At 35.7% G+C, this 14,271-nt stretch carries 10 protein-coding genes; 6 read left to right on the forward strand and 4 right to left on the reverse strand.

Translation table 11 applies throughout. The annotated features are described in order from the left end of the window. Positions 1 to 470: 470 nt before the first annotated feature. The 4 genes from CBF37_RS05280 to CBF37_RS05295 all read right to left on the reverse strand — a co-directional run bounded on the left by CBF37_RS05280 (position 471) and on the right by CBF37_RS05295 (position 6,132). A complete protein-coding gene (locus CBF37_RS05280; protein ID WP_125983708.1) occupies positions 471 to 1,805 on the reverse strand; it encodes an FAD-dependent oxidoreductase in 1,335 nt (444 codons plus the stop codon). 333 nt (positions 1,806 to 2,138) lie between these two features. Continuing rightward, a complete protein-coding gene (locus CBF37_RS05285) occupies positions 2,139 to 3,128 on the reverse strand; it encodes an aldose epimerase family protein (protein ID WP_125983709.1) in 990 nt (329 codons plus the stop codon). Between the two features lies 1 nt (position 3,129). Next, positions 3,130 to 3,792 carry a beta-phosphoglucomutase gene (gene pgmB / locus CBF37_RS05290; RefSeq protein WP_125983710.1) on the reverse strand — a complete coding sequence of 221 codons (663 nt, stop codon included), beginning with the start codon at positions 3,790 to 3,792 and terminating at the stop codon, positions 3,130 to 3,132. Between the two features lie 60 nt (positions 3,793 to 3,852). Further along, on the reverse strand, positions 3,853 to 6,132 hold the full coding sequence (locus tag CBF37_RS05295) for a glycoside hydrolase family 65 protein (RefSeq protein ID WP_125983711.1): 2,280 nt from the start codon (positions 6,130 to 6,132) through the stop codon (positions 3,853 to 3,855). Between the two features lie 244 nt (positions 6,133 to 6,376). Between CBF37_RS05295 and CBF37_RS05300 the strand changes: the two genes are divergently transcribed. From CBF37_RS05300 to galT, 6 genes are all read left to right on the forward strand, one after another. After that, a complete protein-coding gene (locus tag CBF37_RS05300; RefSeq protein WP_125983712.1) occupies positions 6,377 to 8,563 on the forward strand; it encodes a PTS transporter subunit IIBC in 2,187 nt (728 codons plus the stop codon). A gap of 65 nt (positions 8,564 to 8,628) precedes the next feature. Next, positions 8,629 to 9,414, forward strand: coding sequence for an endonuclease/exonuclease/phosphatase family protein (locus CBF37_RS05305; protein ID WP_165866645.1), 786 nt, complete (start codon positions 8,629 to 8,631; stop codon positions 9,412 to 9,414). A 15-nt stretch (positions 9,415 to 9,429) separates the two neighbouring features. After that, the gene (locus tag CBF37_RS05310) at positions 9,430 to 10,446 is read left to right on the forward strand and encodes a LacI family DNA-binding transcriptional regulator (protein WP_125983714.1); all 1,017 of its coding nucleotides are present in this window, start codon (positions 9,430 to 9,432) and stop codon (positions 10,444 to 10,446) included. A 158-nt stretch (positions 10,447 to 10,604) separates the two neighbouring features. Further along, a complete protein-coding gene (locus CBF37_RS05315) occupies positions 10,605 to 11,768 on the forward strand; it encodes a galactokinase (RefSeq protein ID WP_125983715.1) in 1,164 nt (387 codons plus the stop codon). A 13-nt stretch (positions 11,769 to 11,781) separates the two neighbouring features. Beyond that, entirely contained in the window at positions 11,782 to 12,780 is a 999-nt protein-coding gene (gene galE / locus CBF37_RS05320) for a UDP-glucose 4-epimerase GalE (RefSeq protein ID WP_125983716.1), read from the forward strand. A gap of 2 nt (positions 12,781 to 12,782) precedes the next feature. Further along, entirely contained in the window at positions 12,783 to 14,270 is a 1,488-nt protein-coding gene (galT, locus tag CBF37_RS05325) for a UDP-glucose--hexose-1-phosphate uridylyltransferase (protein ID WP_125983717.1), read from the forward strand. Position 14,271 lies beyond the last annotated feature (1 nt).

Below are 14,271 nucleotides of genomic sequence, written 5' to 3' on the forward strand. Positions count from 1 at the left end.
AGTTCCTCTGTAGTAAGATGTGTATAGATCATTTGTGATCACTCTCCTTGTTTTCTTTGGTAGGAAATACAATTTGAGTGTATCACAAATGATTTTTTAGTTGTCTAGCTTAATTTTACAATCGACGATCTTAAAAAATCGGATTTACCTTATGGAAAATTACAATGAGCACTATTGATGAATAATAAAATATAAATATTTTTGAACAGATTAAAATAACTTCTGAAAATCATTGATGGGTCATTTCGTAATGATTAATAATTTGTCCACAGCTTCTAACTGGTAGCAGAAAAAAGCATTATCAAGAGGTTGCTCCATATGGAAACTACCTCAGATAATGCTTATATCATGATATTCCATTTCATTAAAAGAATTAAAATAAATAAACATTACGATAAACGTATCTCATTTGTATTATTGTCTTTCTAACTTCATAAATTTATTAAGACAATAACCATCTTACTTATTTTCTATTTTTTCATAGCTTCTTGTGCCAATAAGTTTAAGTAATTCCAAGGGCGATCAAAATGAGGTTGGAAGAAAAAATCAGAAATTGCTAAGTCTTCGACAGTCATTTTGTTTTGGATTGCTAATGATAAAGTATTTGCTGATTGAGTAATATCGTATTTAGAGATTAATTGTCCTCCTAGAATACGTCTAGTCTCTTTGTCGAAAACGAGTTCCATTGTAACTTTTTCGTTAGTCGGCATAAATTCAGGACGATAGTTATCTTCGAAGACAACTGATTCAGCATCAATCCCTAAAACTTTTGCGCTCTCTGCAGTTAGACCTGTTGAACCGATTTTCCATCCAAATAGGTAAAGACCAGAAGTTCCTTGTGTTCCACGGTAAGCTAGTTTATTTTCTTTAATATTCATTCCGACAAGCATGCCTTGACGAACGGCGTTTGTAGCTAATGGGATATAGTGAGACGTGTTTGTTGGGTTATAGTGAACAACGGTACTGTCTCCAGCGGCAAAAATATCTGGGTTGCTAGTTTTCATGTGATCATCAACAATAATTGCGCCATTTGGCAACATATCAACTTTTTCTTTTAAAAGTTCAGTTGACGGTTTAAAGCCGACACACATGATGACTAAGTCTGCGTTAAATGAATTTGAAGGTGTATTAACCATTGTTGAACCATCTGCTTGGGCTTCGAAAGATTTTACATTTTCGCCTAATGCTAAATTTGCACCACGGTCAACTAATTCTTTTTCAAGAATATCAGTAAACGGTTTATCTAAATATTTATTTAAAATGCGATTAACACCATCAATCAATGTTACTTGTTTGCCTGAATCAATAAAAGCTTCAACTAGTTCAATGCCAATATAACCGCCACCGACAACAACAATTCGGTTTGCGTGTTCAGCTTGACGAATAATTTCATTCGCTTGATTATAGTTTTTACATAATAAAATACTATCTGATTCAATACCTGGGATTGGTGGAATAACTGGCCAAGAGCCGGTAGTCATTACTAATTTATCATAGGAATTAGTTTCAAAGTCGCCAGTCGCTAAATTTTTTGCAGTTACAGTCTTATTTTCTGTATCGATGGATGTCACATCATGCTCCATTTTTACAGTAGCACCTAGAGAAGCTAACTCCTCAGGATTTGAGTAAAACAAACCTTTTGGATCTTTAACTACACCACCTACGTATAATGCAATACCGCAAGAAAGAAAAGAGATATTATCATTTCTTTCATAAACTAAAACCTCTGCATCTGGTTGGTTTGATAATATTCCTTTAACAGCTGCTGTTCCAGCATGTGTACAGCCCACAACGATAACTTTCATAAAAAATCATCCTTTCAATAAATGTGTATCCCAACGCTAGAAAGCGCTGTGACCTAGCATAAATATAACAAAGTAAAAAAAACAGAACGATTTATTTGCTTGTTCACTTCACAAATAATAACCGTTTCGAAATAACTGGTATATAATACGTTATATAATAATTTAGTTTTATAAATATATTCTATATTTATTTTTATACAAATTTTATATATGTGAAAAACATGATTTTTGAAAATATTGTGAAAATAAATACCTAAAAACATTAGTTAAATGAACTGATATGTTTTGTCCGTTTAAAAAAAACCGACTAATAAACAATTAGTCGGTTTTTGATTATCTCACTGTATAACGTGTGATAAAGATTTTTTCTTGATTTTTAGGTAAATCGATTGATCCCCATTCAGGATGATGAATGATATCAGGCAATTCCTGTGTCTCCAAAGCTAGTCCCGCATGAGAGAACATAGGCTGACCGTTCACTTTGAAAGTATCATTAAAACCTGTTGTGCTGAAGATTACGACAGCTTGTCGATTTGTCGAGATGGTCAAGCTGCGACCACTTTCGGGATCAACTAATCTGATTTGTGGACTATCTCCGTTTAACAAGTAAGCATCATCAATTCCTGATGGGAGATGGGCAAGGTTATCTGCTAATCTAGTCTGATTATAGAAGTCATACGGAGAACCGACATTAGATAAGAGTTTTCCAGTTGGTATCTTATTCTCTGTTAATTCTAATCGTTTTAGACTATGTACCGTCAGTACATGTTCGGTAATATCTCGTTTGCTATTACCAGAAAGATTAAAGTAAACATGATTTGTCGGGTTAACAATAGTTGTTTGTGCAGCATGACAACGAGTAGTCATGGTAATACCTGAATGAGTCAGTTCATACGTGTTATCAACGCTGATTGGACCAGGGTAACCAGATAGTGAATCTTTTAAATGAAAAGTAACGCTAACGCTATCATTTGTTTGGTCAAAAGTAAAACTCCAAAATCGACACCACCATCCTTGGCTGCCACCGTGAATATGGTGTTCCCCTTGATTGCGTTCTAATTGTAGGTTACCCCAAGAAGCTTGTTTGATGCGCCCGGCAACTGGTCCGACAGTTGCACCGAATTGTGCTGTATCAGCTAAAATTTCTTGCGGGGTATCTAGACTCAAAAAGATGTTTTCAGCAACACCATTTTTGTCCGGCACAAAGAATTGGTGCATTCTTGCACCAAAATCAACAAAAACAGCTTTCAACGGTCCGTTTTCTAAAGTGATATAATGGATACCTGTTTCTTGATCTTCAACAACATGATAGGCTGTTTCCATATTATTTGCCAGCCCAAACTTTTTCTAAATAAGAAAATGTAATATGCGAAGTATCACTGACAAGAGCGATATCATCTCCTAAATCACTTGCTTTACCGACACCAACGGGCGAGGCTCCACTTGCTTTAATCGATGTGATTCCAGCTTGAGAGTCTTCAATACCGATGCATTCAGCAATAGGAACGTGAATTGCATCCGCTGCTGCGATAAAAATATCTGGTGCTGGCTTACCAGCAGCTACTTCACTTGGATCAGCAATTGCGTCAAAGTATTGGTTAAGATTCATTTTTTCTAATAGCATTGGACCATTTTTACTAGCAGAGGCTAGTGCGATTTTAATATTGTGAGCTTTTAAGTCTTTTAATAATTGAAGAATACCAGGAAAAACATCTTTCTCAGAAATATCTTGAATCATTAATACATAATTATCATTTTTTTCTTTTGCTAATTCAGCAAATTTTTGATCTGAAATTTGATCAGAGATTCCGCCATGCTCAAGAATCAAACGTAATGAATCTTCGCGGCTGACACCTTTTAGGGATTCGTTGAATGTACGGTCGATTGAAATATCTAAATCATTTGCTAATTTTTTCCAAGCTTTATAATGATATTCCGCTGTATCTGTGATAACGCCATCTAAATCAAATAGTACTCCTTTAAACATAAAAAACTTCCTTTCTTTTTATAAAAACCAGAGACGAACAAAAAGGTCTCTGGTTTTGTTTTATTTATTTAAAGCAACATTGATTGTGTCAGTCACTTTATGAACCTCATTATAAATTGTAACATCTAATGGTTCTCCGCTCAATAAAGTAATTGATACATCTTCTGCGACAACAATATACAATAAACGACCACGATAGTTAATGTGGAAGGCATATTTATTCCACTGTTTTGGTAAAAATGGTGAAAAACTTAAAGTTTCGTTGAAAGTCTTCATTTGTGCGAAACCTTGCACGATTGCTAACCAGCTGCCTGTCATTGATGTGATGTGCAGACCGTCTTCAGTATCGTTATTGTAATTATCTAAATCTAAGCGGGCTGTACGTTGATACATTTCGATTGCTTTATCTTCCATACCTAATTCAGCTGCTAAAATAGAATGAATACATGGTGAAAGTGATGATTCATGAACCGTCATCGGCTCGTAGAAATCAAAATTACGACGTTTTTCTTCCATAGTAAATTCGTTATTAAAGAAGTAAATACCTTGTAAGACATCAGCTTGTTTGATGAAGCAAGAGCGTAAAATATGATCCCAAGACCAATTTTGGTTCAATGGAACATCTTTAGCTGTCAAGTCTGTGACGGGCATTAAATCTTTATCTAAGAAAGTATCGTGTTGAACAAATACACCAAGTTCTTCGTCCGTAGGATAATACATGTTCGCAATAATATCTTCCCATTTTGCAGTTTCTTCTTCTGAAATAGCAACTGATGAGACATTATCGAATGAGCGGTAAGACTCTAGAGTATATTTTAATACCCATGTAGCAATCAGATTTGTATACCAGTTGTTGTTGACGTTGTTTTCATACTCATTTGGTCCAGTAACACCATGAATCATATATTTTTTATTTCGTTTTGAGTAGTGAACACGATCAGCCCAAAAACGAGCGATTTCAGTTAGCACTTGTAAACCTTCATTTTCTAGATAATCTCTATCACCTGTGTAATTAGTATAGTTATAAACAGCATAAGCAATGGCCCCGTTACGATGAATTTCCTCAAATGTAATTTCCCATTCATTATGACACTCAACCCCTGTAAAGGTAACCATTGGATAAAGAGCCCCTTTAAGACCTTGTTGGCGAGCATTGTGATGAGCTTCAGGTAATTGATTATGTCGATATTTCAGTAAATTTCTAGTGACTTTAGGGTCAGCTAAAGCTAGATATAACGGCACAGCGTAAGCTTCAGTATCCCAGTAAGTTGCACCGCCGTATTTTTCACCTGTAAATCCTTTTGGACCGATATTTAAACGTTCATCTTCTCCGTAATAAGTAGAGAAAAGTTGGAATAAATTGAAGCGGATGCCTTGTTGAGCCTCATCATCGCCGTCTATCATTACATCTGCCAACTCCCAACGTTTTTCCCAAACGGAAGCATGCAGTGTTTTTAATTCTGCGAATGAAAGTGCAGTGGCATCTAACATTAACTGATCAGCAGTTTGCAGCTGTTCATTCTCCGCAATATCACGTGATGTCACGATTATTACATGTTTTGTCAAGTCAATTTCATTTCCAGCGGCAACATCGTAGACAAAAGTTTCTGTTGCGGATAAGAAGCCGGTTTCTTTAGCAGGTGTTGCAGCGACGTTTGTTGAGTGAGACATTTCCGCAGTAATCGTAAATTGTTCAATGTTAAAATTATTCGGGATTGTTTGAGCCGTTACGAAAGAATGTCCTTCAGGAGAAACACCTGTGTTACGTTCTTCCCAAAACATTTCATCATAGTTGCTATCTTCATTTTGAACATTGTTATCAAGCTTTGATACGACTTTTAGTGTTCCGCTACCTTCAAGAACGGTTGCTTTTAAATTGATAACAGCTAATTCTTTTGTTACTAGACTTAAGAAACGCTCAAAGTTGAATGTCACTTTGAGACCATCGATATCTGCAGTAAATGTACGAGATAAGATACCGTGCTTCATATCAAGCTCTTGATAAAAATCAGAAATGGATGTCGTTGCTAGATCGATTTTTTTATCATTGATGTATAGGTCCATCGCAATAAAATTAATCGCGTTGATAACTTTTCCAAAATATTCTGGGTAACCGTTTTTCCACCAGCCGACACGAGTTTTATCAGGATACCAGACACCAGCAATGTATGTTCCTTGGTGATGATCACCGCCAAATCCTTCTTCAAAATTACCGCGCATACCCATATAACCATTTCCGGTACTTGTTAATGATTCTTGTAAACGCATATCATCAGAATGTAATTGTGTTGTGGTTAATTTCCAAGGGTCAATATCAAATAATCTTTTTAAGTGTTTCATGAGGGTTCCTCCTTTAGTAAATATCTGTAATGCTATCATAAACGCAAACGGTTGCGAAAGCAATAGAAAAATTTAAAAAAATAAAAAAAGTTAATCGATTTTATTTTTTATGTTTGGCATATATAGAAAGAAGTATAAATTAGCAAAAATAAAATAATAAGCCTTTACAATGAAAACAAATACGATTATAATCTAGTTAAGAAACCGATTGCGTGAAATTGCAAGGGATGGAAAGGTGATAAAAATGAAAAAAATATTTAATTTTGAGTTTTGGCAAAAGTTTGGTAAAGCTCTAATGGTGGTTGTGGCAGTTATGCCGGCAGCTGGATTAATGATAAGTATCGGGAAGACGCTTCCTCTAATTAATCCAAATTTAGCACCGCTTGTAACAACGGGAAGTGTTATTGAGAATATAGGATGGGGAGTTATCAGCAATCTTCATATTTTATTTGCGTTAGCAATTGGGGGCAGTTGGGCAAAAGAAAGAGCCGGTGGTGCATTTGCGGCTGGTATTTCTTTTATTTTAATTAATCGTATAACTGGAGCGATTTTTGGTGTAACAAATGAGATGTTAGTAAATGAAAAAGCTTACACCCACACGTTATTTGGTACAAAAATTATGGTGAAAGGCTTCTTCACAAGTGTGTTAGAAGCGCCTGCTTTAAATATGGGAGTTTTTGTAGGGATTATTGCTGGTTTTGTCGGTGCGGTGGCCTTTAATAAATATTATAACTATCGTAAGCTGCCAGATGCTCTGTCGTTCTTCAACGGAAAGCGATTTGTGCCATTTGTAGTTATTCTTTGGTCAGTGATTGTTTCTTTAATTTTGGCAGTTATTTGGCCGAGTATTCAAGCAAGTATCAATAATTTTGGACTATGGATTGCTTCATCGCAAGATACAGCTCCAATTTTAGCACCGTTCTTATATGGTACGCTGGAACGTCTGTTATTACCATTTGGTTTGCACCATATGTTAACGATCCCAATCAATTATACGCAGTTGGGTGGAACTTATGAAATTTTATCAGGTGTTAATGCTGGAACAGTTGTATACGGTCAAGATCCATTATGGCTGGCTTGGGCAACAGATTTGGTTAATCTGCAAAACGCTGGTGACATGACGCAATATAATTATGTTTTAAATCATTGGACACCGGCACGTTTTAAAGTTGGTCAAATGATTGGTGCTACAGGTATTTTAATGGGATTAACTTTAGCAATGTATCGTAATGTTGATGCTGATAAACGTGCGCAATACAAATCAATGTATGTATCTGCTGCTTTAGCGGTATTTTTAACAGGTGTTACGGAACCTTTAGAGTTCATGTTTATGTTTGCTGCTGTACCGCTTTATATTGTTTATGCAATTTTACAAGGGACAGCTTTTGCTTTAGCTGATATAATCAGTTTGCGTGTGCATTCATTTGGTAATATTGAGTTATTAACGAGAGTTCCGATTGCTGTAAAAGCCGGTTTGGGACATGATTTGATTAATTTTGTTTTAGCTTGTATCTTTTATGCAGTCATTACTTATTTCTTAGCGAATTTCCTAATTAAAAAGTTCAATTTTGCAACGCCAGGACGTAATGGTAATTACGAAAGCGAATCAGTTAATTCTGTACCGGAAAATCCAGTGTCTTCATTAGAAGGTGTCAGCCAGCAAGTCATTGATATAGTTAATTTGTTAGGTGGCCGCGAAAATATTGTTGACGTTGATGCTTGTATGACGCGTCTTAGAGTGACAGTACGCTCGACAGGTGATGTGGGACAAGAACAAGACTGGAAGCGTGCTGGCGCGATGGGTCTTATTCTAAAGGACAATGGTGTTCAAGCTGTTTATGGTCCAAAGGCCGACGTTATTAAGTCAGATATTCAAGATTTACTAGAATCTGGAGTCTTGATTCCAAAGTCTGATAGTTTGAAAACCGACGTTGATATTGAAATTGATACCATGAAAGAAAGTAATCAACCGACTAAAGAAATGGACTTTTTAACTGTTGCAGAAGGTGATGTCATTGAATTATCTGATGTAGCTGATCAAGTGTTCTCACAAAAAATGATGGGAGACGGTTTTGCAGTTAATCCAATAAGCAATCTCGTATACTCGCCAGTGGAAGGTACAGTTTTATCAGTATTTCCAACAAAACACGCTATAGGTATCAAAACTGTAGATGGATTAGATGTTCTTGTACATATGGGACTTGATACAGTAGAAATGGCTGGTCAAGCATTTGATGTGAAAGTTGCAGAAGGTGACACTATAAAAGCTGGTGAAGTGATAGCTGAGGCAAATTGGAACTTGGTTGAATCTGAAGGAAAAGGTACATCGATTGTTGTGGTTATTACAAACAGTGATAAGATAGATTCATTGGAAATGCTTCAATTAGGAGAAGTTAAACCCGGTACATCAGTAATAAAAGTATTGTATTAGAGAAAGGTAGATTCTAGATGAAAATGTTGACATTAAATACACATAGCTGGATAGAGGAGGAACCGATGAAAAAAATGCGGCAAATAGCGGCATTCATTCATGAACAATCGATTGATGTTATCGGTTTGCAAGAAATTAATCAGCATATGAATGCAGCAGATAGTCATCTAGATTCTTATTTTATGCCGATTGAGCATGAGTTGATAGCCGTTAAAGATGATAATTTTGCTAAACTTTTAGCGGAAGAGCTGCAAAAATTGGGCAGTTGCTATTATTGGAGTTGGGCATATAGTCATATTGGTTATGATACTTATCATGAAGGAATCGCCATTTTGGCTAAAAGACCTTTCCAAGCTGATTCATTTTTTGCCTCAACTGTTAAAGATCCGCGTAATCACCGTACACGTAAACAAATTGTTGCAACATTTAATCAGGACTTGCAAATAATGAGTGGCCACTATTCATGGTGGACAGGTAATGAAATAGATGGATTTCAAGCAGAATGGCAGAAAACGTTAGCCTATTTAGGTGAGTTTAAGGGGACACAGGTTTTATTGGGAGATTTTAATGCGCCCAGCCAATTAGACAATGAAAGTTATTCGTTAGTTACGAAGTCTTTTGTTGATTGTTATAATTTGGCAGAGAAAAAGATTGGCTCTGATACGGTAAATAAAAAGATTGATGGCTGGGATGATGTCAGTGAATCTATGCGTATTGACTTTGCGTTCGTACGTCCTAAAGTTGATATCGCAGAGTATCAGGTAGTTTTTAATGGTAAAAATCAGCCGGTTGTCAGCGATCATTTTGGTGTAATGGTTGATATTTCAAATAAGTTTGATTCGATGAGTTAAGGGGGAGGGCTTAAGATGAGTGTCACAATCAAAGACGTAGCACGTGTTGTTGGAGTAGCTCCTTCAACTGTGTCAAGGACATTGCAAGATCATCCAAGTATTTCCCAGGAAACTAAAGAAAAAGTCAGAAAAGCTATGGATAAATTAGGATATGTACCAAATGCTTCAGCACAGAATCTTGCGAACAAATTTACAAATACTATTGGAGTCATTCTACCAACAATGGACTCGAAAGAACGCCGGAGCAATCCTTTTTATTTAGAAGTCATTTCAGCAATGAATGAAGAGGCGCGAAAACAGCGCGTAACCATTTCAATTGCATCCGGGCAAACACATGATGAATTGTTGGAGAATGTTCAGTTGATGTATCGTCAAAAAAGAGTTGATGGCTTTATTATGCTATATGTTCAAGAAGAAGATATTATTCTTGATTATTTAGTCGACAATGCGATTCCTTTTACTATTATCGGTCGGCCGTATCGTTATAATAATGAATCAAATTGTGTAGATAATGATAATCAATTATTGGGACAAGCAGCAACTAACCATTTAATTGAAAAAGGACATGAACGAATTGTTTTTGTAACAAACAATGATTCTGAAAATTTCTTTCAAGAGCGGTTTGATGGCTATCGCAAGGCTATGAAATTCCAAGATAAAACATCTCTTGATTATTTTTGTTTATCCCATCCCGAAGATTACCTGTTATTTGAAGACTATTTAAAAACAAAGAAGCCAACAGGCTGTATTGCAATTGATGATATGTTTGCTTTACGTTTAATTCAAATGTTGAATCTGCTCGGTTATCAAGTGCCAGATGATATTTCAGTAATCAGCTTTAATAATTCCATTTTTACAACATTAATTCATCCGTATATTACCTCTCTTGATATTCAGGCTGAATTATTGGGACAAACAGCAGTGGTAGAGTTCTTGATTCAGTTAAAAGAAGAAAACGCAATGAAAAAACATGTGATTATTCCGCATACATTGATTGAAAATGAAACTGTCCGTGATATTTCTAAAGATTAATTAACTAAAATTATATGATTAAGAATGCTAAAGCCAAAGGGTTTTAGTATTCTTTTTTTTATAGTATCGTAAATATTTGAAAATTTTACTAAATTTAATTGAATTTATTTACTAAATATAATACAATAAATTTAGTAAATAATTAACGGGGTGTTAAAATGATGGAAAATCTAACAAAAGAATTTATAAAAGTATTTGAAGAAACATCTGAAAATACTTTTTTTGCGCCTGGTAGAATTAATTTAATCGGTGAACACATTGACTATAATGGGGGACACGTTTTTCCTTGTGCAATTTCATATGGAACATATGGATTAACACGAAAAAGATCGGATCGGATAGTTCGATTGTATTCCATGAACTTTTCGGATCAAGGAATAAAAGAGTTTAGTTTAGATAATTTGGTTTTTAAAGAATCAGATGATTGGGCTAATTATCCTAAAGGCATGATTAGTTATCTATATGACCTAGATTCTTCACAGGCGACCGGTTTTGATATGTTGATTTATGGCAATATTCCAAATGGTGCGGGTCTATCGTCATCCGCTTCAATTGAGTTATTAACGGCAGTCGCTATTGAAAAAATGTGGCAGATTAAACCGGATCGTATTAACTTAGTAAAACTTGGACAAAAAGTTGAAAACGATTTTATAGGTGTGAATTCGGGTATTATGGATCAATTTGCAGTTGGTATGGGACAGTCAAATCATGCACTGTTATTAGATTGTGACACATTAGAATACTCAGTCGTCCCACTTGAATTGCCCCACGAGAAAATATTAATCATGAACACAAACAAACGTCGTGAATTAGCTGATTCTAAATACAATGCACGTCGTTCAGAATGTAATGAAGCCCTAAGAGAATTACAAAAGGTAATTAAAATTGATACACTTAGTGACTTAAGTGTGACTGACTTTGAAAAATATCAAGGTAGTTTGTCCCGCGATATTTTACGTCAACGCGTTCGTCATGTGGTTACTGAAAATCAGCGTACACTTGATGCGAAAGAGGCGTTAGAGGCAGGGGATTTAGTCGTATTTGGACAATTAATGAATGAGTCTCATCAATCTTTAAAGGCTGATTATGAAGTAACTGGAAATGAATTAGATACCATTGTTGAATTAGTACAGAACCAAGAAGGTGTGATTGGCGCTAGAATGACAGGAGCCGGATTTGGTGGTTGTGCAATTGCATTGGTTGAAGATGATAGTCTGGATCGTGTGATTGATCAAGTCGGTCAAGCTTACGCGGATAAAATTGGCTATGAAGCAGATTTTTATATTGCCAGTGTTGGAGATGGAGCAAAAGAAATAATCTAGGAGATGACAGAAAATGACAGTAGCAGTTTTAGGTGGAGCAGGATATATTGGATCACATTTTGTTAAAGCAAGTGTTGAATTAGGTCAGGATACAATTGTAATTGATAATTTATTAACAGGACATCGACAAGCGGTTCATCAAGATGCACGATTTTATGAAGGCGATATCCGTCATCATGATTTTTTGAAAGAAATCTTAGAAAAAGAAAAGGTGACTGAAATTGTTCATTTTGCCGCAAGTAGTATCGTGAATGAATCAGTGATCAATCCTTTGAAATATTTTAATAATAATGTTAGTGGAACTGAAATTGTTTTAGAAGTTATGGCTGAATTAGGTATTAAACGGATTGTCTTTTCTTCAACAGCTGCGACATATGGCGAGCCAAAAATTGTACCGGTCCCTGAAACGTTGGAAACAAATCCTAAAAATCCTTATGGTGAAAGTAAATTAATGATGGAAAAAATGATGCAATGGTGTGATGAAGCTTATGGTATTAAGTATGTAGCATTACGTTACTTTAATGTGGCCGGTGCTAGTCTGGATGATACGATTGGAGAAGATCATCATCCAGAAACACATCTGATTCCAATCGTCCTACAAACAGCTCAAGGCAAACGCGATGCGATTACTATTTTTGGCGATGACTATAATACGCCAGATGGAACGTGTATCAGAGATTACGTTCACGTGGTAGATTTAGCTCAGGCACATCTTTTAGCGCTGGAGTATTTAAAAAAAGGTAATGAAAGTACCGTGTTTAACTTAGGTAGTAATCAAGGTTTTTCAGTCAAGGAAATTGTTGAAGTTGCTAAAAAAATAACAGGTAAAGATATACCTGTTATTATGGGGGAACGCCGTGCTGGAGATCCAGCTCGTCTAATCGCTTCGTCTGATAAAATTAAAGATATGCTGGGCTGGAACCCTGTTAACACAGTGATTGATCAAATAATGGAAACGGCTTGGGTTTGGCATGAAACACACCCAAACGGCTATGAACAATTGGGGGAATAGTAGTGACTAAAGGACAAATAATCTATCAGTTTGTTTCATTTATTATTGAGTCTAGCGACTGGACAGAGTTGGATCGAATTTATTTACAAAACCGTGTGTTAGCGTTTGTTGGTGAAACTGAAATGCCAACAGTGGAGTCAAATCAAAATGAACAGCTGAGCTATTTAGATTTATTGCAGGCACTAGTTGATCTAGGTGTAGCAAATCAAGTGATAACTGATTTATCAAGTGAACGAGATATTTTAGAGAGTCAATTGATGGATTTAATGACTCCTTCACCATCTAAAGTAAATCAGATGTTTTATGAGTTATACCATGACTCACCAGTTAAAGCTACGGACTATTTTTATGGGTTAAGCCGCCTAAATAACTACATAAAAACAAAACAAATTGCTAAAAATATTGAATTTAAATACGAATCAGACTATGGTAATCTGGATATTACTATTAACCTATCAAAACCAGAAAAAGACCCTAAACAAATCGTATTAGCAAAGAATAGTCCTAAAAGTGCCTATCCTAAATGTGCACTATGTCTTGAAAATGAAGGGTATAAAGGCACTTTAACAAGTGCTGCTCGGACCAATCATCGTTTGATTAGACTAGATTTAGCTGGTGATGAATGGGGAATGCAGTATTCACCATATGCCTACTTTACTGAGCACGCGATATTTCTATCAGCCATTCATCGTCCAATGAAAATAGACCGAGTTGGCTTTACTCATCTATTACAAATAGTCGATAAATTTCCACATTATTTTGTAGGTTCAAACGCTGATTTACCGATTGTGGGGGGCTCCATTTTGAGTCACGATCATTTTCAAGGTGGACATTATGAGTTTGCAATGGCTAAAGCTCCAGTTGAAACGGAGATTGCTGTACCTGAGTTTTCTAATGTGTCTTTTGGTATTGTTAAATGGCCAATGTCTGTTGTTCGTCTAAGCAGTAATTCTAGGCAAGATTTAGTTGCTGCAGCGGACCATGTTTTGAAAAAATGGAAAAGCTGTTCATACCCAGAATTAGACATTGTGGCAGAAACAGCTGATGGTATTAATCATCATACAATTACGCCTATCGCACGAAAAAATCAAGATAAGTTTGAATTAGATTTAGTATTAAGAGATAATAATGTATCAGTGGCTTATCCAGACGGCATTTTTCATGCACACCCTGATAAGTATCATATTAAGAAAGAAAACATAGGTTTAATTGAAGTAATGGGTCTAGCTATTTTACCGCCACGACTTAAAGATGAAATAAACGAAGTGATTTATTATCTATTAGGTGAAACAAACCATATCGCTGACTATCATCTAAAGTGGGCTGAAACAATCAAAAAGGAAGTAACAAGAATTACACCTCAAAATGTCGAAAGCATTGTTCATAATGAAATTGGTAAGGTGTTTGAAGGGGTATTACTTGATGCGGGCGTTTTTAAGCGGGATAAGACCGGGCAATTAGCTTTTAAAAACTTTCTGAATAGTTTATAGA

Source organism: Vagococcus vulneris (assembly GCF_003950515.1).
Classification (GTDB): Bacteria; Bacillota; Bacilli; order Lactobacillales; family Vagococcaceae; genus Vagococcus; species Vagococcus vulneris.

Coding starts and splice junctions, on each gene's coding strand:
- CBF37_RS05285 (WP_125983709.1), bottom strand. CDS start 3,128: ATGGAAACAGCCTATCATGTTGTTGAAGATCAAGAAACAGGTATCCAT.
- CBF37_RS05310 (WP_125983714.1), top strand. CDS start 9,430: ATGAGTGTCACAATCAAAGACGTAGCACGTGTTGTTGGAGTAGCTCCT.
- CBF37_RS05315 (WP_125983715.1), top strand. CDS start 10,605: ATGATGGAAAATCTAACAAAAGAATTTATAAAAGTATTTGAAGAAACA.
- pgmB (WP_125983710.1), bottom strand. CDS start 3,792: ATGTTTAAAGGAGTACTATTTGATTTAGATGGCGTTATCACAGATACA.
- CBF37_RS05305 (WP_165866645.1), top strand. CDS start 8,629: ATGAAAAAAATGCGGCAAATAGCGGCATTCATTCATGAACAATCGATT.
- CBF37_RS05300 (WP_125983712.1), top strand. CDS start 6,377: ATGAAAAAAATATTTAATTTTGAGTTTTGGCAAAAGTTTGGTAAAGCT.
- galE (WP_125983716.1), top strand. CDS start 11,782: ATGACAGTAGCAGTTTTAGGTGGAGCAGGATATATTGGATCACATTTT.
- CBF37_RS05295 (WP_125983711.1), bottom strand. CDS start 6,132: ATGAAACACTTAAAAAGATTATTTGATATTGACCCTTGGAAATTAACC.
- CBF37_RS05280 (WP_125983708.1), bottom strand. CDS start 1,805: ATGAAAGTTATCGTTGTGGGCTGTACACATGCTGGAACAGCAGCTGTT.